The organism is Gluconobacter sp. Gdi (genome assembly GCF_014132155.1).
Classification (GTDB): Bacteria; Pseudomonadota; Alphaproteobacteria; order Acetobacterales; family Acetobacteraceae; genus Gluconobacter.
Genome location: NZ_BLJQ01000003.1, coordinates 40,969 through 60,351, shown reverse-complemented (window position 1 = coordinate 60,351; position 19,383 = coordinate 40,969). Strand labels below are relative to the sequence as shown.

At 55.9% G+C, this 19,383-nt stretch carries 23 protein-coding genes; 5 read left to right on the top strand and 18 right to left on the bottom strand.

The genetic code is table 11. From position 1 onward, the window contains the following. The 6 genes from JN414_RS07240 to JN414_RS07215 all read right to left on the bottom strand — a co-directional run. Nucleotides 1–742: MerR family transcriptional regulator (locus tag JN414_RS07240; protein ID WP_237389937.1), on the bottom strand; the 742-nt coding region annotated here is incomplete at its 3' end. Then, nucleotides 735–1,058 (bottom strand): integration host factor subunit alpha, encoded by a 324-nt coding sequence (locus JN414_RS07235; protein ID WP_064273136.1) that lies wholly within the window; start codon nt 1,056–1,058, stop codon nt 735–737. The genes JN414_RS07235 and JN414_RS07240, both read right to left, overlap by 8 nt. 72 nt (nt 1,059–1,130) lie before the next feature. After that, nucleotides 1,131–2,099 (bottom strand): beta-ketoacyl-ACP synthase III, encoded by a 969-nt coding sequence (locus JN414_RS07230; RefSeq protein ID WP_202207324.1) that lies wholly within the window; start codon nt 2,097–2,099, stop codon nt 1,131–1,133. An 8-nt stretch (nt 2,100–2,107) separates the two neighbouring features. Continuing rightward, nucleotides 2,108–3,217 carry a phosphate acyltransferase PlsX gene (gene plsX, locus JN414_RS07225; protein ID WP_202207323.1) on the bottom strand — a complete coding sequence of 370 codons (1,110 nt, stop codon included), beginning with the start codon at nt 3,215–3,217 and terminating at the stop codon, nt 2,108–2,110. A gap of 63 nt (nt 3,218–3,280) precedes the next feature. Further along, the gene (rpmF, locus tag JN414_RS07220; RefSeq protein ID WP_046901404.1) at nt 3,281–3,484 is read right to left on the bottom strand and encodes a 50S ribosomal protein L32; all 204 of its coding nucleotides are present in this window, start codon (nt 3,482–3,484) and stop codon (nt 3,281–3,283) included. 154 nt (nt 3,485–3,638) lie between these two features. Continuing rightward, the gene (locus JN414_RS07215) at nt 3,639–4,220 is read right to left on the bottom strand and encodes a DUF177 domain-containing protein (RefSeq protein WP_046901403.1); all 582 of its coding nucleotides are present in this window, start codon (nt 4,218–4,220) and stop codon (nt 3,639–3,641) included. Nucleotides 4,221–4,328: 108 nt separating this feature from the next. On the opposite strand from JN414_RS07215, the gene JN414_RS07210 reads away from it, so the two are divergent. After that, nucleotides 4,329–4,901, top strand: coding sequence for an outer membrane protein assembly factor BamE (locus tag JN414_RS07210; RefSeq protein WP_086634131.1), 573 nt, complete (start codon nt 4,329–4,331; stop codon nt 4,899–4,901). 8 nt (nt 4,902–4,909) lie between these two features. Here the strand turns inward: JN414_RS07210 and JN414_RS07205 are convergent, their stop codons facing one another. From JN414_RS07205 to def, 4 genes are read right to left on the bottom strand one after another with little or no spacing between them, the layout of a single operon-like run. After that, entirely contained in the window at nt 4,910–6,277 is a 1,368-nt protein-coding gene (locus tag JN414_RS07205; protein ID WP_202207322.1) for an ATP-binding protein, read from the bottom strand. Continuing rightward, nucleotides 6,255–6,953 (bottom strand): response regulator, encoded by a 699-nt coding sequence (locus tag JN414_RS07200; RefSeq protein WP_202207321.1) that lies wholly within the window; start codon nt 6,951–6,953, stop codon nt 6,255–6,257. Before JN414_RS07200 ends, JN414_RS07205 begins: the two co-directional genes overlap by 23 nt. Further along, nucleotides 6,950–7,432, bottom strand: a complete 483-nt coding sequence (locus JN414_RS07195; protein ID WP_237389955.1) for a MarR family winged helix-turn-helix transcriptional regulator — start codon at nt 7,430–7,432, stop codon at nt 6,950–6,952. Before JN414_RS07195 ends, JN414_RS07200 begins: the two co-directional genes overlap by 4 nt. 2 nt (nt 7,433–7,434) lie before the next feature. Then, complete coding sequence (def, locus tag JN414_RS07190) at nt 7,435–7,947, bottom strand: peptide deformylase (RefSeq protein WP_202207319.1); 513 nt, start codon at nt 7,945–7,947, stop codon at nt 7,435–7,437. A gap of 189 nt (nt 7,948–8,136) precedes the next feature. Here def and rpsU point away from each other — a divergent pair, with 189 nt between their 5' ends. Continuing rightward, on the top strand, nt 8,137–8,340 hold the full coding sequence (rpsU, locus tag JN414_RS07185; protein WP_007283570.1) for a 30S ribosomal protein S21: 204 nt from the start codon (nt 8,137–8,139) through the stop codon (nt 8,338–8,340). Nucleotides 8,341–8,474: 134 nt separating this feature from the next. Here the strand turns inward: rpsU and JN414_RS07180 are convergent, their stop codons facing one another. The 6 genes from JN414_RS07180 to JN414_RS07155 all read right to left on the bottom strand — a co-directional run bounded on the left by JN414_RS07180 (nt 8,475) and on the right by JN414_RS07155 (nt 15,525). Next, nucleotides 8,475–10,385, bottom strand: a complete 1,911-nt coding sequence (locus JN414_RS07180) for a prolyl oligopeptidase family protein (RefSeq protein WP_237389954.1) — start codon at nt 10,383–10,385, stop codon at nt 8,475–8,477. 274 nt (nt 10,386–10,659) lie between these two features. After that, nucleotides 10,660–11,526, bottom strand: a complete 867-nt coding sequence (gene motA / locus JN414_RS07175; protein WP_046901396.1) for a flagellar motor stator protein MotA — start codon at nt 11,524–11,526, stop codon at nt 10,660–10,662. Between the two features lie 26 nt (nt 11,527–11,552). Further along, nucleotides 11,553–12,473 (bottom strand): flagellar motor protein MotB, encoded by a 921-nt coding sequence (locus JN414_RS07170; protein WP_202207318.1) that lies wholly within the window; start codon nt 12,471–12,473, stop codon nt 11,553–11,555. 49 nt (nt 12,474–12,522) lie between these two features. Continuing rightward, entirely contained in the window at nt 12,523–13,920 is a 1,398-nt protein-coding gene (locus JN414_RS07165) for a glycosyltransferase family 39 protein (protein ID WP_237389936.1), read from the bottom strand. A gap of 1 nt (nt 13,921) precedes the next feature. Continuing rightward, nucleotides 13,922–15,043 (bottom strand): glycosyltransferase family 2 protein, encoded by a 1,122-nt coding sequence (locus JN414_RS07160; protein ID WP_237389935.1) that lies wholly within the window; start codon nt 15,041–15,043, stop codon nt 13,922–13,924. Then, entirely contained in the window at nt 15,043–15,525 is a 483-nt protein-coding gene (locus JN414_RS07155) for an Lrp/AsnC family transcriptional regulator (RefSeq protein ID WP_046902047.1), read from the bottom strand. Before JN414_RS07155 ends, JN414_RS07160 begins: the two co-directional genes overlap by 1 nt. A gap of 98 nt (nt 15,526–15,623) precedes the next feature. On the opposite strand from JN414_RS07155, the gene trxB reads away from it, so the two are divergent. The 3 genes from trxB (at nt 15,624) to JN414_RS16835 (ending at nt 17,838) form a co-directional block, all read left to right on the top strand. Then, nucleotides 15,624–16,598 (top strand): thioredoxin-disulfide reductase, encoded by a 975-nt coding sequence (trxB, locus tag JN414_RS07150; RefSeq protein ID WP_202207317.1) that lies wholly within the window; start codon nt 15,624–15,626, stop codon nt 16,596–16,598. A 117-nt stretch (nt 16,599–16,715) separates the two neighbouring features. Continuing rightward, nucleotides 16,716–17,612: a LysR family transcriptional regulator gene (locus JN414_RS07145; protein ID WP_202207593.1), complete on the top strand. Its 897-nt coding sequence runs from the start codon at nt 16,716–16,718 to the stop codon at nt 17,610–17,612. A gap of 37 nt (nt 17,613–17,649) precedes the next feature. After that, entirely contained in the window at nt 17,650–17,838 is a 189-nt protein-coding gene (locus tag JN414_RS16835; protein WP_215768719.1) for a hypothetical protein, read from the top strand. A 223-nt stretch (nt 17,839–18,061) separates the two neighbouring features. On the opposite strand, the gene JN414_RS07135 is transcribed toward JN414_RS16835, so the two are convergent. Continuing rightward, nucleotides 18,062–18,367: an integration host factor subunit beta gene (locus JN414_RS07135; protein ID WP_202207315.1), complete on the bottom strand. Its 306-nt coding sequence runs from the start codon at nt 18,365–18,367 to the stop codon at nt 18,062–18,064. A gap of 39 nt (nt 18,368–18,406) precedes the next feature. Then, nucleotides 18,407–19,360, bottom strand: a complete 954-nt coding sequence (gene sppA, locus JN414_RS07130; protein ID WP_202207314.1) for a signal peptide peptidase SppA — start codon at nt 19,358–19,360, stop codon at nt 18,407–18,409. Nucleotides 19,361–19,383: the final 23 nt, after the last annotated feature.

Sequence of the window (19,383 nt, the reverse complement as noted above, 5' to 3'; positions counted from 1 at the left end):
CGGCTTCGGCTTCGGCTTCGGCTTCGGCTTCGGCTTCGGCTTCGGCTTCGGCTTCGGCTTCGGCTTCGGCTTCGGCTTCGGCTTCGGCTTCGGCTTCGGCTTCGGCTTCGGCTTCGGCAAATGTCCTTCCCGTTAGACACTCGTCAAGCACCTGATCCGCCTTTTCTTCAGGTTCAAGAGCTTCGCGATACTCTGAAAGCGATACGTCTTCTTCGTCGTGAAGCACTGCCGTCTCACTAACGGCGACACTCTCTTCTTTCAGTTCAGGAGGACTAGAGATCTCTGGTACCGCCGGAGCTTCGGGAAAGATAATATCATCCGCAGCGTCTCCTAAAACTGGCCCCTCAACTGGAGCGGGCGCTGCATGAACACTCGCAATATTCTCCTCTGCCTTAGGAAAAATAGTACGATTTTCTAGAGATTTCCGAGCTTTTTCTTCTCTTAAAACTCGCAGAACGCCTTGGCCCTTATAGCCCTGTACGTAGAGAAGATCGGAAATAAGACGAAGCGTCTCGACGTGTTCAGGGCTGTAATAACGGCGCCCACTCTCCCCACGAAATGGCTTCACACCCGGATAGAGAGTTTCCCACGAACGCAGTCGATGCTGCGGAATATGGAGCTCCTCCGCGACCTCGCTGATGGTTCTGTAAGCGTCTGGGCCCTTTTTGATTTTCCCAGCGCCAGAATCAGCCAGATTATCGTCGGAGAAATCAGCGCCATTGTTCGAAGTGGTATCAATCATCTGCGTCGTCCACATCGTCAGCATGGCTTTCCACGCCATTCATCTGGTCCCGCAGAAGCTGCGAAGACCGAAACACCAAGACAGCGCGAGGCAAGATTGGAACCTCAACCCCGGTCTTGGGATTTCGCCCAATGCGTTCTCCCTTCTGGCGAACAGAGAAGGTCCCGAAGCCGCTCAGCTTCACGGACTCACCTGCTTCAAGTGTGGAGGAAATTTTCTCCAACACACTTTCCAGAATCATGGAGGAATCGTGCCGGGACAGCCCAACACGGCTATAGATGTGCTCGACAAGATTCGCGCGCGTGACTGTACTCATGACACATGCGTATCATGACGTTCAGAACAGTCAAAGGAATCAATCGTTAACCTTGAAAGACGATGCGCCGCCTCACATGCGGACGAGCGCAGAACCCCAGGTCAAACCGCCACCCAGCGCTTCCATCAGAACAAGATCGCCCTTCTGGATACGACCGTCTCTGACGGCTTCATTTAGGGCCAAGGGGATGGAAGCCGCAGACGTGTTAGCGTGACGATCCACTGTCACCACGACACGATCGGCAGGAAGAGCCAGCTTTTTGGCCATACCATCAATAATACGGAGATTGGCCTGATGCGGTACAAGCCACTGAATATCCTGCCCCGTCAGGTTGTTGGCTTCCAGTGCTTCATCGACAGCCTGGGAAAGCTTAACAACCGCATGACGAAACACTTCTCGCCCAAGCATTTTGAGATGTTGAGTCGTGCCTGCGCAACCTACTGCCCCGTCAACGTACAGAATGTCCCCAGATCGACCGTCAGAATGAAGATGGGTCGAGAGAACACCCTCACCTTCCTCAGCTCCGGCTTCCAGAAGCACAGCACCGGCGCCATCTCCGAACAGAACGCAGGTTGTGCGATCATTCCAATCCAGCAGTCGGGAAAAGACCTCGCTCCCAATCACGAGAACCTTCTTGGCCAACCCGGATTGAATGAATGAATTTGCTGAGGCCAACGCATAGACGAACCCCGAACATGCGGCACTGATGTCGAAGCCGAACCCTCTGGTTATTCCAAGAAGGGCCTGCACCTGCGTTGCTACTGCGGGGAAAACCTGATCAGGCGTCGAGGTCGCCACAAGAATGGCATCAACTTCATCAGCACTTACACCGGCCTGTTCAAGAGCCTGGCGCGCGGCTTCGGCGGCCATGGATGCTGTGGTTTCATCACCTGAAACAATATGACGCTGCGTAATGCCAGTGCGCGTCCGGATCCATTCGTCAGATGTTTCGATCTTCTGAGCGAGATCATCATTCGTGACAATCGTACGTGGCAGATAGCCACCCACGCCTGTCAGGCGGGCACGAAGGGGACCGGACATAAAGTTTCTCAGCTCACAGGTTCTGGGGCGACCGTGCTGGTAGCAGCAGAAGCCACATCAGCTCCCAGCATACCGAGCTGATCCAGACGGGCACGGATCTTGTCGTTCAGGTTATGGGTTACGGCATCCATTGCGATATCGACGGCTGCGGCAAAAGCTTCACCATCTGCGCCACCATGGGATTTCACAACAACGCCATTCAACCCGACAAAAACAGCGCCATTGTAACGCCGGGGGTCAATCCATTCCCGCATCCGCTCCAGGCCGGGGCGGACCAGCAAATAGCCGATACGGGTCAGAAGATTAGTTTCGAAAACACGCTTCAGCAGGCCGAAAGCAAGCTTCAAAGCCCCCTCGCCTGTCTTCAAAGCAACATTTCCCGTGAAGCCATCCGTGACAACCACATCCGTCGTCCCAGCGGTAATGTCATGGCCTTCAACAAAGCCATGAAACTGCTCCGCCAGAGCGCTTTCACGCAGACGTTCAGCGGCCTGACGCAGCCTTTCGTCACCCTTAAGGTCTTCTGAGCCGACATTCAGGAGCCCGACTGTAGGCTTTGGCAAACCAAGAGCAGCCTGCGCAAAGGCCTCGCCCATAACGGCGAATTCCACCAGATTGCGGGCATCGCAGGCGATGTTGGCACCCAGATCCAGCATGACGGTATCACCGCGCGCGGAAGGCTGCACGGCAACCATAGCGGGACGGGAAATTCCTGGAAGGGCTTTGACGATAATCTTGGCGAGAGCCAGCATGGCTCCGCTGTTTCCCGCAGAGACGACGCCACAGGCCTCGCCAGAGGATACAGCCTCCATAGCCATACGCATGGAAGAGCCACGAACGCGCAGAGCTGCGGTTGGCTTCATTTCCATTGGAATACTGGCTGGAGCGTGACGGATGTCACAGATGCGGGCAGCTTTGGGATATCGTGCCAGAGCCGGTTTCAAAACCGTCTCATCTCCGATCAGGAGCAGTCTGGCTGTCGGATGCCGATCAGCCGCCAGTTCAAGACCAGCGAGGACGATATCCGGTGCCCTGTCTCCCCCCATTGCGTCGACGGCAAGGGCATAAGGCCCTAGGGCCGCTGTGTCACGAACAGGCGTGACAGGCGCTTTAGACATTAAGACAGTTTCCCGGACAGCATCGCAGATGCGGATACCCCATCAGAGCATCCGCAGAAGAGATCAGGCGCGGACGGCCGTCTTCAGGCTCTTGCCTGCTGCAACAACTTCACGACCATCGTAATGACCGCAGTGGCTGCAAACATGGTGCGGGCGCTTCAGTTCGCCGCAGTTCGCGCATTCTGCATGCGCTTCAGCCTGCAGGGCATGGTGGCTGCGACGCATGCCAGCACGGGACGGCGAGGTCTTTCTTTTAGGGACGGCCATGGCTTTTATGCCTCTTTCTGCTTCTGTGTCGGCACCCTTGCTCCGCTCCCAGCGGCATCCGGTGCCCCGTTGTTCGTCGTCTCGTATTTACGCCGAGTTCAGGCGGGCGGCTCTAGCAGAGCAAACGCAAACCCGCAAGCTAAAGCGAGGGATTTTATTCTTTTTTATCCCCGTTCTTCAGACCCACGAGCGCTGCAAATGGGTTTGGGCGACGCTCTGACTCAGGCAGGTCCTCGGACTGATCGTCCCCTTCTTCCCCTTCCGCAGGTGCCACGTCAACAGCATTTTCGAGACCGGCACCCGGAAGACGAGGATATGGGTCCAGCATCAGGGCCAGTTGTTCGGCAGCGGCTTCGCCAATGTCCAGCGCCCTGCCATCATGGGGAACGTCGTCAGGGGCATCCAGATTAATGGAATCGATGTCGAATTCATCTTCCGGCATCTGGGATTCCGGAATGAAGCGCAGAACAAAGGTCTCGGCGAGCACATCGTCAAATTTTTCTGCCGTAATGACGCATTCCTGTGTCACCTTTGCGCTCAGACGGCCCTGAGCAAGAATTTCGGTCTTGCTTTCAGGTGTCAGAACGAAGCGACACTCAAGGTGATGCACTGCCGGAATGCCAAACCGCCGCGCCAGGGCTTCACGCTCCTGCGGGGTTGCCGTCACGGTTTCTTCTGTTCCTGCCCCTACCCGACTCAGGGGGATACGACGTGAAAATTCGGGAGAATGAGACATTTGAGCACTCCATCCCCGGTTACATAGGGGAAATCGTTGACAGGCAGGTATCGTTTAAGGCACCCGCAGGGTTGAGCGGTTCTCTTGCACAGGATAGTTTCCGGTTCCATGAATAACGCATCTTTTCTGACGACCAAAAGCAGAACACGTCTTGTGCAACGCCTCGGTTTCACCGGTTTGGCCTGTGCTCCGCTCCTTCTGGGAGGATGCTCGGTATTCAGCCCGATTCCCGAGCCGCGGGGTTCGCTCATCGAGAAGACCGACTATGCCCAGCTGGTGCCAGGCACCAGCACACGGTCTGACGTACTCGACAGCCTCGGCTCCCCGACCGCACACGCAACCTTTGACGACAACACATGGATCTATGTGTCCATGATCACGTCTCCAACGCCGCTGGGCTTCCCAACGGTCGACAAGCAGCAGGTTGTGGTTCTGAATTTCGACAATTCTGGCGTACTGCGGAAGATGGATACCCTGAACCGCAAGGATTCCATCCGCGTCGGCATGGTGGGCGCCACAACCCCAACGCCGGGCACCAAGACGTCGGTCATTCAGGAGCTGCTGGGTAACGTTGGCCGTTACAACCCAATGAGCAACATGAGCAGCACATTTGGTGGCAGCCAGGGCCCGTTGGGCAACCAGGGCACGGGCAATGGTGGTGCGGGTAATACCCTCCCCTGATCTTCCGCTTATTTTGGCAGGCTGAGCAGAACGCCCAGTCCGCCAAGCGGGCTTTCGAGCAATCTAATCGTGCCTCCATGGGCATGAATGATGTCGCGGACAATCGTCAGCCCAAGCCCGCTTCCCCCATTACTTCCTGATCGCGCTGAGTGCAGAATTGTCTCTCGCTGATCAGGCGGAATGCCGGGGCCATTATCTTCCACAGTAATCTCGACCCTTCGCTCCCCTTCCCAGAGGGAAATTCGCATGGCACCCCCATGCCGTCGGGCATTGTCTGCCAGATTGGTGAGCGCGCGCTTCAGAGCATCCGGGCGTACGGGTATTTCAATCCCTTCCCGCCCTTCGACCCCCAGAACCTGACCACCGGCACGTTTTGCAGCCACAGCGACCTCGTCAATAAGGGATCGTAAATCCGTTGGAACAGGGCGTTCAGACCCCTCTCCACGCGCAAAAGACAGGTAGCTCCCGATCAGCCGCTCCATATCTTCGATATCAGTCACCATATCCTGAATATCGGGCTGAATATCTTCCGCCTGGATGCGCCCCTTCGTCGGAAGCATTGCCATACTAAGGCGCAATCGCGTTAAGGGGGTCCGCAGATCATGGGAAACCCCCGCCAGAACCGCCGTCCTTTGCGCGACAAACCGATTAACGCGATCCTGCATGCGGTTGAACGCGATGGCAGCCTGACGCACCTCACGCGCGCCTTGCGGGCGGATAGCGCCCTCGTCGCGCCCTAACCCGAAAAGCTCTGCAGCCTGAGCAAGCCGACGGATGGCACGCACCTGATTGCGCATGAACAGTGCTGCAATAATGAAAAGAAGGGCCGAACTGCTGAAAGCCCAAGCGACAAACATCCAGATCGGGCCGATACTGAGCCTCTTATGAGGCGTCAGAACGTCCAGCACACCGTCAGGCAATGCGATAGAGACTCTGACGGTTTCCGGAACGGCAGACCAGTCTACAAAGAAAGGTCTCCCCAGCCCCTGATGCAGAGCACGCTCAAAATCATCATCAATCGGACCGAGGACATGATTCGTTCCTTCACGACTTAAAGTCGCCTTCGGATGGAAAACGAATTCAAGCTGGGTTCTAGCTGAAGCATCCCGGAGAAGAGCCTCGCGTCGATCCTGCTCGGGGGTACGCTCCAGCATCGACATGACGAGCGATACCTCCCCCGTGATGCCATCAGAGAGGCGACGGGAGACGACATTCAGATATGTCCCGTAAAACAGGATCAGGACGATTGCCTGCGTGACGAGTAGTGGCGTCAGAACGATCAACATGGATCGTCCCAGCAAGGAGCGCGGCAGAACACGTCGCAGCGGGCGATCCAGCCGCCCCCAGCGATCTTCAGATCCCGGGTTTGAGAACATAACCCTTCCCGCGAACCGTATGGAGAAAACGTGGCTCCTTGGGGTCAACCTCAATGCGCCGCCTGAGACGCGTTACCTGCACGTCCACAGCCCGCTCGCCAATCTCATCCATGTCGAGCGCCTTGGCGATTTCCTCACGTGACATGACGACACCAGGGCGGGAGGTCAGCACCCCCAGCAGGGCAGCCTCTCCTCCCGTCAGATGAACAGGGCCATCCGGGCCAGTGAGGAGGCCACGCGGCACATCAAATTCCAGCACTCCCAGCCGCAGAACGGAGGGCACTTCGGAAACCGTAGATACGGCGGGCGTAATCCTTCGTAGATGTGCCCGCAGGCGAAGCAACAGCTCCCGCGGCTCAAACGGCTTCCCAAGATAATCATCAGCACCGGATTCCAACCCGTCGATCCGATCCGCAGGCTCTCCCCGCGCCGTCAGCAGAAGGATCGGCAACGACAGACCCTCAGCCCTGAGCGCCCGTGTTAACGAAACACCATCTTCGCCCGGCATGGTGACGTCCAGAACGATGGCATCAGGCTGGATCAGTTGCAAAACCTCACGGGCCTGACGGGCATCCTGTGCCGTTGTGACCCGATAACCGTTTTCAGCGAGATAGCGCTGCAAGAGCCTGAGCAGGCGCGAGTCATCATCGACAACAAGAATATGCTCATCACTCATCGAAACCCTCCTCCTGGCGCAATCTGAAGAGGCGAAAGAACGCGCTTGAACCCCTCAACCGCCGTTACTCCTGCCTCCCTGTAAGCCTTCGTCATGACTTCACGGATCAGCTGAAAAAGCTGTCGCTCAATCGCCTCCCCCTCAGGCGTGAGTTTGAGCGGACGCTTGCGCCGATCATGACGGTCTTCTTCCTGCACCAGAAAGTTTCGATCACGTAGGTCTCCCAAGGCACGGCCCAGGGACTGCTTTGTAATCCCGAGGCTGGCCAGCAGAGCGCTAGGAGTGATCCCGGGGTGAGCCGCAACCAGAAAAAGAATTCTGTGATGCGCCGAGCCCAGCCCATTCTCTCGCAGCAACGTCTCACACTCGGAATTGAGACTGCGCCACGCAAGCATGAGCGCTTCGTAGGACTGACGGATCTGTTCTTCACGGAGGTAAAGATGGGCAGTCGCAGAAGGTGGTCCGTCCGGAAGGCGCATTGTCACCGGACTATTTCCTCAACATATCCGAAGCGACTGAAATCCTCGATGCGCTGCGGGTACAGGATGCCATCCAGATGATCGTTCTCATGTTGAAGAACATTGGCATGAAAACCGACCGCCTCGCCTTCGACCACGTCTCCATTCTCATCCACACCACGATAATGGACCTTGGCATGACGGATAACATCACCCCTCAGCCCCGGAATCGAGAGGCAACCTTCACCGCAAATCATCATCTCCTCACCAAGAGGTGTAATTTCCGGATTGATCAAAACACGCGGTAACATGGCCTGTTCAGGGTCCGAAACCCGGTTCGCCGGCACACGATAGACGAAAAGACGCAGGGGGTGATGAACTTGCGGAGCAGCCAACCCGGCACCATTCGCATCGACCATTGTGTCGAGCATGTCTTTGATCAAATGGCGGATTTCCGGGGATGTTGGGTCAGAAACGGGTTCTGCGACCTGGTGCAGGACAGGGTGGCCCATACGGGCAATCTTGAGCAGAGCCATGAGCTTCCTCGATCAGTTGCAGAACGTTAACGCATAAATCCGCTGCAGATTGCGCATGGATAAAAATCAGCACAAGCACCATCGAATGAATTGCACATCTCCAAAAGAGTGTGTTAAGGGCTCCATCCCAATTGGATTGCCATATCACGGGTGACGCTAAAGGCGGGCCCAGAAGGAGTTGACGGCACCGTGCAGGTACTCGTTCGTGACAATAATGTTGACCAGGCGCTAAAGGCGCTCAAGAAGAAGATGCAGCGCGAAGGCGTGTTTCGTGAGATGAAGCTGCGTCGCCACTTCGAGAAGCCCTCTGAGCGTCGCGCCCGCGAAGCAGCAGAAGCTGTTCGTCGTGCCCGCAAGATGGAGCGCAAGCGTCTGGAGCGTGAAGGCTTCTAAAGTCCTTCCCGTTATCTGAACGGACGAGAAAAGCCGCAGCCCTTGGGGGCGCGGCTTTTTTTTATTGCCTTACACACCAAAATTCTGGGAGTTGCCTCCTCACCTTTTACGGCAAGGAAGCAGGCATCCCCTTTTCAGCGTGGATCCATCAGCCTACGGCTCAGATAAATCGCCTCCAGAGCCCGTTCATGCGCCACTTCAGCGGCATTGACAGTCCCGGCGTGGCCACCTTCCGTATCTTCATAATAGAAGAAGGGTACGTGAAGCTCCTGAAGGCGCGCCGCAAACAGGCGGGCATGCACAGGGCCAACACGATCATCTCGGGTTGAAGTGAAAATGAATGGTGTTGGGTAGCGTACATCTGGCTTTAAGGCCTGAAGCGGTGAGGTCTTATCCCAGAACGCTTTTCCCTCGGATGTAGACACACTTCCGTATTCAGCAGCCCATGAGGCGCCTGCCGCTATGTGCTCATAATTCAGCATATCGAGCAACGGCACACCGATGATGGTCGCGTTCCACAGCTCCGGATGCTGCGTGAATTCTACCCCCATCAGCAAGCCACCATTAGATCGCCCACGAATACCCAGACGCTTGGCCGACGTAATGTTTCTGGAAAACAGGTCCCGGGCCACGGATGCAAAGTCATCATAGGCATACTGACGCCCTGCGTGACGCGCGGCTTCATGCCAGGCTGGGCCGAACTCTCCGCCACCCCGGATGTTTGCCATCACGTAAACCCCACCACGTTCGAACCACGTGATCCCAAGGTCTGGATGATAGACAGGCAGGTACGATAGGCCAAAGCCACCATAGGCGGTCATGAGCGTGGGGTTGGCACCATTCTTCGTCCAGTCTTTCGCATGCACAACAAAGTACGGGACCTGCGTTCCGTCTTTACTGGGCGCAAAAAGCTGCTCGACAGTGAGCTTGGACGAATCAAACAGTTCGGGCTGGCTATAGAGAAGCTGTGTGTTCTGCTTGGCGGTATTGACGCTCCAGATCTGCGGCGGCTGAATGAAGCCTTCGAGCTGGAGATACGCTTCTGAGCTGTGGGGATCAGAAGAGACAATACTGGCGGCCATGTTCTTGGGCAGCTCAATGCTCCGCCCAGACCAATGGCCGTTCGAGGCCCGGCGATAGAGCATCAGTACGGGCTGAACATTGTCATACATAACAACGATAAGACCATCCTTGGTTGCCGCGATAGCGCCATCCATTCCATCCCCGATTGTCTGCCGCTGGGTCGGAGTGACAATGATCTCGGGGGCCTGAGGATGATCTGGATCTACCGCTACAACACTGTCCGCGGGAATAGCCCCCTTCACCGTTGACCAGTCCTGGAGCAGATGGAAGACCAGTTGGCCATCCTGATAGCTCAAACCGTCATATTTTTCCGGCATGGGCAGTTGGACTGTTTTGAGCGTTACGGGATCCAGTCGTTCAACTTCGCTATGGAAAAAATCCTTGTGCCGGTCGATCAGGACGACCTGATGCCCCTGCCCGTCCCGCAGGACAGTGGGAACGACTTCCATGTCCTGACCGGTTCCACGGAACACTTCCTGAGCCTGAGACAGGCTCTGCCCGCGCTTCAGGGCACGGACAACATATGGGTACCCTGACGTTGTCAGACCGGCATCGGTCGTACCCCAGTCTCGAGAGACCAGGATTGTATCCTTATCGAGCCATGCGACCGCCTGCTTTCCGTTTGGTAGCCGAAAACCGTTCTGCACAAACTGATTGGTGCTCGTGTCGTATTCTCGCAGTTCGTGCGCGTCTTCACCCGCATTGGACAAGCCCAGAAGGCAGATCCGATCTGCTGGTTCCAGACAGTTCAGCCCTTCCATAACCCAGTTGGCATGTTCAGACCGAGAAAGCTCATCCAAGTCAAAGCGCATCTTCCATAGCGGATGTCCGCTTTTGAAATCAGCCTCTGAAGTACTTCTCCAGACCCCGCGGGCATGAACTTTGTCCTGCCAGAAATTCCAGATCTCTCCCGCCATTTGCGTGGGAACAGCGAGACGATCCGGTGACTGCTGAGCCGACAGGATCCGATCATAAAGCGGCTTGTATCTGGGGTCAGAAGCCAGAGCATTCTGCGTTTTTTTTTTTCAGCCTTCACCCAGTGAAGGGCTGGTCCGCCATCGACCTGCTCAAGCTGAGCCCTTGAGGGAGTAGCCGTAGCAGCCTGTACCGACGCAAAAGGAAAAAGAGGAAGTAAGAGACAGAGAGCCCGCAGTGCGGAGGGACGCATGCCTGATCCTTTCGGCCGTCATTCATAGTGATGACGGCATCGTAAAGATCACCCACGGGAAAACAACCTCACCCCACGGCAACGGCACTGACAGCCTCTTCGACCTCCTGAAAGGTCGGCATGAGGTCACAGGGAATGCTTTTGCGGCCGATTTCTACACTGACCTGAGGCGCATTCCCTTGCAGGTGCGCGACAATGACGGAACGAACCAGATCAAGATAAGACGCCTCTTCTTCCACAACGCCACCGAGACGGCCTGCAATCGGGGCAACAATGCCATATGCCAGCAGAATACCGAGGAACGTTCCGACAAGCGCACCAGCAATCATCTCGCCCAACACGATAGGAGGCTTGCTGATGGATGCCATAGTCTTGATCACGCCGAGAACGGCAGCAACAATTCCGAGAGCTGGAAGAGCATCGGAAACAGATTGCAGTGCGTGAGGAAGATGCATCTCCTCCCGCAGGTTCTTTTTAAGCTCCCGTCCCATCACGTCGTCCATCTGGAACGGATCTGTCGCATTCATGCCTGCCATCCGCAGGTAATCGCAGATAAAGGAACAGACCTGTCCGTTATCGCGAATCTTCGGGAACGCCCCGAAGATTGTACTGCCTTGGGGATCTTCAATATGGCTCTCAATAGCCATCATCCCCTTGCTGGCCGCCAGCTTGGTCACGTGGAACAGCAGCCCCAAAAGTTCAAGATAATCCTGTCGACCGTACTGCGAGCCTTTCATGGCTTTCTTCAAGCCTGCCGGAAGGTGTTTCACAGCGGAAATTGAGTTGGCCATGACAAATGTGCCAATCGCCGCCCCCAGAATTGTCAGCAATTCAAAGGGCATGGATGCAAGCAATGGACCTATGGCGCCTCCTGATGCCACGAAGGAGCCAAACACGCAGGCAAGAACGACGCCAAGGCCGATAAGAATAAACATTTCAATATTTCCTGACGGGGGACTTGCTACGGTTGATCTGGTGACAGAACCAGAACGACGCGTCTGTTCCGTGGACTTAGCGGATTGGCATGATCAAAAAGGTTTCTATCGGCATAGCCACTGACGGTTTGCAGACGTCGGTCTGGAAAGCCCGCCTGTACAAGCACATCCCTCGCCGCAACCGCGCGGCTACTGGACAGGCTCCAGTTGGATGGCAAACCGGCTTTGTAAGGGGCCGCATCCGTGTATCCGGCAATGGAGAGGTGCCCGGGGAGCTTTTCAAGATAAGGAGCGACTAGCTTCAGGAGTTGAAGGGCACGCGGCGTTGGAGTAGCAGAGCCCAGCGCAAACATTGGCTGATGCTCGGAATCTGCAATCTCCACGTGCAACCCGTCATCACCAACCTTAACGGAGACCTGATCGCGCACGTCTGCCAGTTGTGACGGGGCATTCAGGGCTCTAGTGATCTGATCGGCAGCACTCTGGAAGGCCGGCTTGTGGGGAAATGCCCTTTGGCCGGATACAGGTTCTCCTGGCTCGATCTGCCCATCGCGCAGAACTACAATCTGTGCGCTGTGCTTTTCCGCATCTTTTTGGGAAAGATGTTTCTGTCCTGATGGACCGTCATCTGGATTTGGCCCCGCGGTCTGACCGGGCTTGACCGCCATAGGGCGATCAGAGGACGCGATGGGAGAGAGATCAGGCATGACGCTCAGTTTGGGTGGTGCGTCCTGCTGAACTGCTATCGGATTAAAGAAATTAGCGATGCCCTTACGTTGCTCTTCTGTCGTGGCATTGATGAGCCACATGACCAGAAAGAACGCCATCATGGCCGTCACGAAGTCCGCATAGGCAATCTTCCAGCTTCCGCCGTGATGGCCACCTTCTACAACTTCAAAACGCTTGATGATGATCCTGCGCTCGTCCTTGCCGTTTGCTTTCGACATGCTGCCTCCTGAGAGAGGTCAGTATGGCAATCAAAGGTTAAGGAGAGCTTTAAGTCCGCCTTGGCAACTGCACACCAGACGGCATTTTCACAACGTCAACGCGGTAGCACCGCACATTATGGCCATGGCTCTGGCGACACAGCGTGTCCTGATCCAGCACTGCGGGAATGCGGTGAAGCTCTTCAATTTTTAAACCGAGCGGCACCTCAGCAGACGGAAAAGAAAACAGGCTCCACCTTGGATCTGATCCCAGAACTGGAAGACTGTTCTGTGTCAAAGCGAGTTGAGATGCGAGACCATACTCTTCAGCTATGAAAGCCGATGCTCCCGTCTCCTGAGCACGAGCGACAAGTTTTTGACTGAAATCGGGCCATCCAGCCGTCTGTCGCTGGATCGGATCTTTAGCGGCGGGAAACGGCAACGGAGAGAAAACGGCTTGCCCATAAACCAGCACGGTCAAGACTATTCCGCTGATGACCGGCCACCGAACACTCCGACCTGTTTCTATCGCAGCCAGAGCCAGGACGGGATAAACAACAGCCGGCCAGTTTGCCTGTACTCGATCGCCCAGAGCATGCGTGACAAACACAGCGAGAGGCAGAAGGCTTAGCCATGCCAGAAGTCTGTTCCGTTTGATGCACGCCCAGCCACCCAGAGCAAAGAGCCCGAAAACAAGGGGGGTCGCCAGACCAATCTGACCTCCGAGAAGCTCCAGCAGAAACTGGGATGCACGAGCCAGATGCCAGTCGCCTGCTCGTCCACCCTGTTTCAGCAGGCTGACCCAATGATGGGATGCATTCCAGAGAAGGACTGGGGTCGTCGTGATGATCAGAAGCGGAATTGCCAGCCATGGGCCAGCTTGCTTCCTGAGCCTCGGGGTCGTGAGAACTGCCCCCCCAAGGGCTAAACCGATCAGAACAGCAGTATATTTTGAATCAAAGGCGAGACCGAGCAAAACACCCGTTAACAGCCACCAGCCTGTTGTTCTGCTCCCCGACGACGAGACGGCTTTTCCTAGTGCAAAAAGAGACACCGAAACGAAAAATACCAGCGGTGTATCCGGTGTCATGGTCGCTGATCCAAGTCCGAGCATCAGCGTTGCATTCAGGAGAAGAACGGCCTGAAAGCCTGATACCGGCCAAGGGCGCGACGGGAGCAACAGCCTGGCCGCATGGTACAGGGCCCAGCTTCCGGGAAGAACGGAAAGCGGCCCGAGCAGACGCACCCCCAGAGACGTGTCGCCAGCCAGCCATGTCCCAATTCTGATCCAGAGGGCTACCATGAAAGGATGGTCGAAATAGCCACCCTGAAGATGGCGGGACCACACCCAATAGTAAGCCTCATCGGGCGTGAGCGGCAGACATGCTGCCAACCCGAGGCGCGTCACAGTCAGGGCAACAAGAAGCGCCCAGAACAGGCTGGCCTGCTTCTTGAAATTATCAGTCACGTCAGCGCCAGATGAGAGTGGAAGACACAGCGTAATTCCAGACGACACCGATCACGGCCCCTGCGGCAGACGCACGGTCCCAGTGCCCATGGCCAACATCGTGCAGCACCATACGGGCCACCCCGATATTAGCGGCCGCCCCGAGAGAACAGACGGCGAAGAAAATAATTAATCCCACCCACATCTTCGCGCCCTTCAGGCGACGGTCATGATAAGTGAGACGGTTGTTGAGCAGGAAATTTGTCAGGATGGCAACGGCCGTTCCAACCAGTTGAGACTGAGAAAAATCCATTCCTCCCAGTCGGGCAATCTGCATCACGGCAACATTCACGACCACACCAACAAGCCCAACCAGCGCAAACGCCAGAAAACGGGATGGCAGCCAGCCATGCGTGACTTTATCCAGAATCATCATTGCGAACTGGAGAAGAACAACGACATCCAGCTTGCTTTCTCCCGCAAGGCGCGGACGGAAAACAAAGGGTACTTCCGTGATCTTCACGGGCTTTGGCGCAGACATCGCCAAATCCAGCAGGATCTTGAAGCCGGTTCCGGAAAGTTTTGGAAGAACAGCCTGAAAAAGCTCTCGCCGCATGGCAAAGAACCCGCTCATCGGATCAGTCAGGCGGTGCGGCAAAACCGATTGAGCGGCACGAATGCCGGTGTCTGACAGGAGATGCCGCCAATAACCTGCCAGCCCGGCGTTGTCTCCGCCTTCTACGTGGCGGCTGGCGACAACAATATCGGAGCCGGCATCAAGATCTACCAGCATTTTGGGCAGAACAGTCTCCTCGTGCTGAAGGTCCCCATCCATGACCGCCACATACGGTGCGCTGGACGACAGAAAACCTTCAATAACAGCAGATGAGAGACCCCGACGTCCTACCCTTTTGATGACCCTTACACGAGGATCATTATTCGCAACTTTTGAAACGCGCTCGGCAGTTCCGTCCGGGGAGTTGTCATCAACAAAAATGACTTCCCAACGTTCTCCTTCAAGAGCTGCATCCAGAGCCGCGACAAGGGGAACAACATTCTCTGCCTCATTATAGCAGGGAACAATAATGCTGATCCGGGCAGGCAAAAGCATCCCAGCGCTAACCGTTGGGGATGCTTCTGCCATCAGATAGGAACTCCAGCCAGATCACGACTGGTATGGATGGTCTGGAGTGTCTGCACCCGCACGACGTGGACACTGTCTGTCAGGCGACGGGTCAGAATGTTCTGGTGGGCAGCATCACGAGCGACGAGACGGACGAGGAAGTCTCCTCCGCCACGGATCATATGACACTCGCGTGTTTCGGGCCAGGCACCGACCTGCGCCTCAAATGCCTCCAGAACACTTCCCTTCTGGCTATCGAGACCGATGAGGGCATAAAAATTGAGCGACCAGCCAAGAAGGGCTGCGTCAACTTCTGCATGATACCCTTTGATGATGCCAAGTTCTTCCAGACGCCTGACACGCCTCAGACAGGGGGGAGCGGAAATACCGGCGCGTTTGGCCAGCTCCACATTGGTCATACGACCGTCTGCCTGAAGCTCGGCGATGATCTGCCGGTCAATGGCATCCAGTTCAACGGGGATGGAAGAGAAAGAAGCGTTCATTTGAATCTGACGTATATGGCAGGTGGCAGCGTCCGCAAAGATGGCACATGCGTCTGAAAGCTCTATATGAGGGGTCAAAACACGGACGAGGATCGATCATGCCTGAAATCCATCATACGGACCTTCTGGTCGTGGGCGCAGGCCCCGCTGGCTACACTGCCGCCATTTATGCCGCACGCGCCAGTCTGAAACCGATTCTCGTGACTGGTCTTCAGCCTGGCGGCCAATTGACCATCACGACCGACGTCGAAAACTACCCTGGCTTCGCGGCGCCCATTCAGGGCCCCTGGTTGATGGAGCAGATGCGCGAACAGGCTGAACATGTCGGCACACGCCTGATCTATGACCTGATTACCGAGGCAGACCTGAAGACCGGTCCGGCCGCAGATGGATACTTTCATCTGAAAGGCGACTCAGGGGACGAGTTTCTTGCACGTACAGTCGTGATCGCAACGGGCGCCCAGGCCAAATGGCTTGGCCTCGAGTCGGAAAAGCGCCTTCAGGCTGGCGGCGTTTCGGCGTGCGCAACCTGTGACGGCTTTTTCTATCGCGGTAAAACGGTTGCAGTCGTGGGTGGCGGCAACACGGCCGTGGAAGAGGCGCTCTATCTCACTCACCACGCTGACAAGGTTCACGTTATTCATCGCCGGGACGGTTTCCGGGCAGAACGCATTCTGCAGGAGCGTCTTTTTGCGAATCCGAAAATCGATGTTCACTGGAACCGTGCTGTCGAAGAAGTTCTTGGTGCGGGAACGCCGGAAGTTGTGTGTGGCGTTCGTCTGAAGAACACTCAGACGGGAGAAAGCGAAACTCTGCCCGTTGATGGCGTGTTCGTCGCCATCGGCCACAGCCCGAATACGGGGCCGTTCCGCCATGAAGTGGCTTGTGACGAAGATGGATATATCATCACGGAAGCTGGTGGAACGCGCACTTCAGTAGAGGGTGTTTTTGCCGCAGGCGACATTCAGGATCGGATTTATAGGCAGGCTGTGACGGCTGCGGGTACAGGCTGCATGGCCGCTCTGGAAGCCGAACGCTACATTTCTGGCATACCTGCTATGACAAAAACTTGACCCTCGTCGCAGGTTCAGACAGTTTCGTCCCTTCAACGACACACCGCTTAAACAACGCCAGGTGACATGGGCAAGAAGGACGAGGACCGACGCGCCAGCGATCGGGGAGACCACCACATGGATTGGGACAAACTGCGTATTTTCCACGCAGTCGCCGAAGCCGGGTCCTTCACCCATGCAGGTGACAGACTTAACCTGAGCCAGTCTGCCGTTTCGCGGCAGATTTCAGCTCTGGAGGAGGTTCTGCGTGTTCCGCTGTTTCATCGGCATGCACGAGGCCTCATCCTGACTGAACAGGGTGAGGTTCTGAATCGCACCGTGCGTGAAGTCTTCTCCAAGCTGGCCCTGACACAGGCATTCCTGAGCGAAAGCAAGGAACGAGCGGCGGGCAAAATAAAAATCACGACAACCACCGGTTTTGGCCTTTGTTGGCTTTCTCCGAGGCTGCATCGCTTTCTGGAACTGCACCCTGATATTGAGGTCACGCTTCTTCTTGAAGACGCAGACCTTGATCTGGGAATGCGTGAAGCAGACGTGGCTATTCGCCTGCATCCGCCAACACAGCCAGACCTTGTACAGCGTCATCTGGCCAATTTCCCTATGCCAATCTATGCCAGCCCCGACTATCTGGATCGGTACGGTACACCGACAAATCTGCAGGAACTGGCAGAACACCAGATCATTGGCTTTGCCGGGCGTCATTTGCCACTACCGAATGTAAACTGGCTTCTGGACCTTCTTCGGCATGAAGGGCTGGCACATCGTGGGAGCAGGCTGGCGATTAACAATATTGCCGCTGTTGCCAATGCCATTGCGTCCGGAACGGGAATTGGCTCTCTTCCGCTTTACACGGCAGCGTCTTATCCCAACCTGGTTAGAGTCCTGCCAGGTCAGGCTGTGCCTCTGGTAGAGGCATACTTTGTGTATCCAGAAGAACTACGAACATCTAAAAGGATCGCAGTATTCCGCGACTTCCTGCTTTCGGAAATCAGTAGCCTCAAGGGCCAGGAATAAGGCACATCTAACACCGCCGCGTTTATCCGCGGCGGCCGTGCCCCGTGACACAGACATGCTGGGCTGCGCTAGACCGGAAGACGGCTTCGCCAACCGGCGCGAAGCCATTTCCATGCCGGGCATGAGTGCTTTCAACGTTGCTCTTGAGAACAATCAAACCCAGTTGAGAACGATAACAGGGCACGACGGTAGCACGACCTTTAGGACCCTGTATCGTTTTTGCTGAAGCCGTTTTTTTAAGGGAAGATCCTGAGGCAGCTTGTGCCGAAGGAAGCCCGGTGCAGAACACTGCCCCTATGAAAATCGGGACTATCCAAACATGTAAAGAAAGGGCTTTCCGCATGCCCCCAGAGTAACGCACAACGGATCTCAGCGCGCGCCCGAAAACGATAGCTCTGCTGTTATGCTTCAAAAAGCGGCGCCCAAAACACAGCGAGAAGAATATCCAGTCACTCTGACCCGGCTAACTTCGTTGCGCTTTGATTCACACGCTCTCGCAGCTCCTTTCCAACCTTGAAAAAAGGAACACTTTTTTCTTCAACAGAAACAGTGTCCCCCGTTCGAGGATTCCTGCCCGTTCGTGCATCTCGGCGACGTGGAATGAATGCGCCGAAGCCCCGGAGTTCAACACGATCACCTCGTGCCAACGCTGCGCTGATCTCGTCAAAAATGGTGTGAACGATCCGCTCGATATCCCGCGTCAGAAGGTGCGGATAAATCGTGGAAAGCTCTGCAATAAGTTCCGATTTGGTCATGACTGCAGCCTATCTGCCTCCGCCCATGAAACTGGCTTTTCAGGGTTGCAGAATCGCAACGGCCCCGTCAAGGCTGCTGAGGGTTAATCGTCCTGCCAGCATCTCCGTGAAGCCTGTTCCAAACACACCTTCAAGCATGGCCCGTTTGCGGGGAAAATCATACCAGTGCTTCTTGGACACAGAAAGCAATGGCATGACGGGATACTGCGCGTCTCCAATTTTCAGGCGCTGCCTGAGCCATTGCCGCGCAGTGTCTTCATCACCCAATTCATCGACCAGACCTAAGCTCAGAGCCTGACGCCCCGTATAGGCCCGCCCATCAGCAAGACTCCGCACTTTGTCTTCAGGCATGTGCCGCCCTTTGACGACCATGGCGACAAACTGATCGAAGAGATCATTGACCAATCCCTGAAGCATCGTGCGCCCTTCAGGCGTCAGATGACTCGTAGGGTCAGTCTGATCTTTCATGGCACCAGACGTAATTGCAGCAACATCAATGCCGACACGCCCCAGCAGCGGGGAAAGATCGGGGCGCTGCAGGATCACACCGATCGAACCCGTCAATGTGGAAGGCAGTGCAACGATATGCTGTGCTGGAACTGAGAGCATGTAGGCAGCAGACGCGCCCATATCGCCCATCGTGACAACGACCGGCTTTACCTGCGCAAATTTCTCGATCGAGTCGTGCAGACGTTCCCCGCCCGTGACACCACCGCCCGGACTATCAACAACCAGTAGGAGTCCGGTTACTGAAGAAGATTTCTGCGCTTTGCGAAGAGCCGTCGTAATTTGGGAAACGTCATTTCCGATCACTCCGTGAATGACCAGACGCGCAATGTGGGGACGCGTATCAAAACTGGAAACTGTTGAGTGACTCTTACCAACGGCGAGAACGAGCGCCGCAAGAAAAAACAGAAGCGCAGCGCCCCTCCAGAGAAGGAGGCGCTTGCTGTCAGCCATGGATCGGAGAAGCGTCTCTGCCTCTAAACTCATGAAACAGTATTCTCCGACCACAT

Coding starts and splice junctions, on each gene's coding strand:
- JN414_RS07235 (WP_064273136.1), bottom strand. CDS start 1,058: ATGAGTACAGTCACGCGCGCGAATCTTGTCGAGCACATCTATAGCCGT.
- JN414_RS07230 (WP_202207324.1), bottom strand. CDS start 2,099: ATGTCCGGTCCCCTTCGTGCCCGCCTGACAGGCGTGGGTGGCTATCTG.
- plsX (WP_202207323.1), bottom strand. CDS start 3,217: ATGTCTAAAGCGCCTGTCACGCCTGTTCGTGACACAGCGGCCCTAGGG.
- rpmF (WP_046901404.1), bottom strand. CDS start 3,484: ATGGCCGTCCCTAAAAGAAAGACCTCGCCGTCCCGTGCTGGCATGCGT.
- JN414_RS07215 (WP_046901403.1), bottom strand. CDS start 4,220: ATGTCTCATTCTCCCGAATTTTCACGTCGTATCCCCCTGAGTCGGGTA.
- JN414_RS07210 (WP_086634131.1), top strand. CDS start 4,329: ATGAATAACGCATCTTTTCTGACGACCAAAAGCAGAACACGTCTTGTG.
- JN414_RS07205 (WP_202207322.1), bottom strand. CDS start 6,277: ATGTTCTCAAACCCGGGATCTGAAGATCGCTGGGGGCGGCTGGATCGC.
- JN414_RS07200 (WP_202207321.1), bottom strand. CDS start 6,953: ATGAGTGATGAGCATATTCTTGTTGTCGATGATGACTCGCGCCTGCTC.
- JN414_RS07195 (WP_237389955.1), bottom strand. CDS start 7,432: ATGCGCCTTCCGGACGGACCACCTTCTGCGACTGCCCATCTTTACCTC.
- def (WP_202207319.1), bottom strand. CDS start 7,947: ATGGCTCTGCTCAAGATTGCCCGTATGGGCCACCCTGTCCTGCACCAG.
- motA (WP_046901396.1), bottom strand. CDS start 11,526: ATGTTTATTCTTATCGGCCTTGGCGTCGTTCTTGCCTGCGTGTTTGGC.
- JN414_RS07170 (WP_202207318.1), bottom strand. CDS start 12,473: ATGTCGAAAGCAAACGGCAAGGACGAGCGCAGGATCATCATCAAGCGT.
- JN414_RS07160 (WP_237389935.1), bottom strand. CDS start 15,043: ATGGCAGAAGCATCCCCAACGGTTAGCGCTGGGATGCTTTTGCCTGCC.
- JN414_RS07155 (WP_046902047.1), bottom strand. CDS start 15,525: ATGAACGCTTCTTTCTCTTCCATCCCCGTTGAACTGGATGCCATTGAC.
- trxB (WP_202207317.1), top strand. CDS start 15,624: ATGCCTGAAATCCATCATACGGACCTTCTGGTCGTGGGCGCAGGCCCC.
- JN414_RS07145 (WP_202207593.1), top strand. CDS start 16,716: ATGGATTGGGACAAACTGCGTATTTTCCACGCAGTCGCCGAAGCCGGG.
- JN414_RS07135 (WP_202207315.1), bottom strand. CDS start 18,367: ATGACCAAATCGGAACTTATTGCAGAGCTTTCCACGATTTATCCGCAC.
- sppA (WP_202207314.1), bottom strand. CDS start 19,360: ATGAGTTTAGAGGCAGAGACGCTTCTCCGATCCATGGCTGACAGCAAG.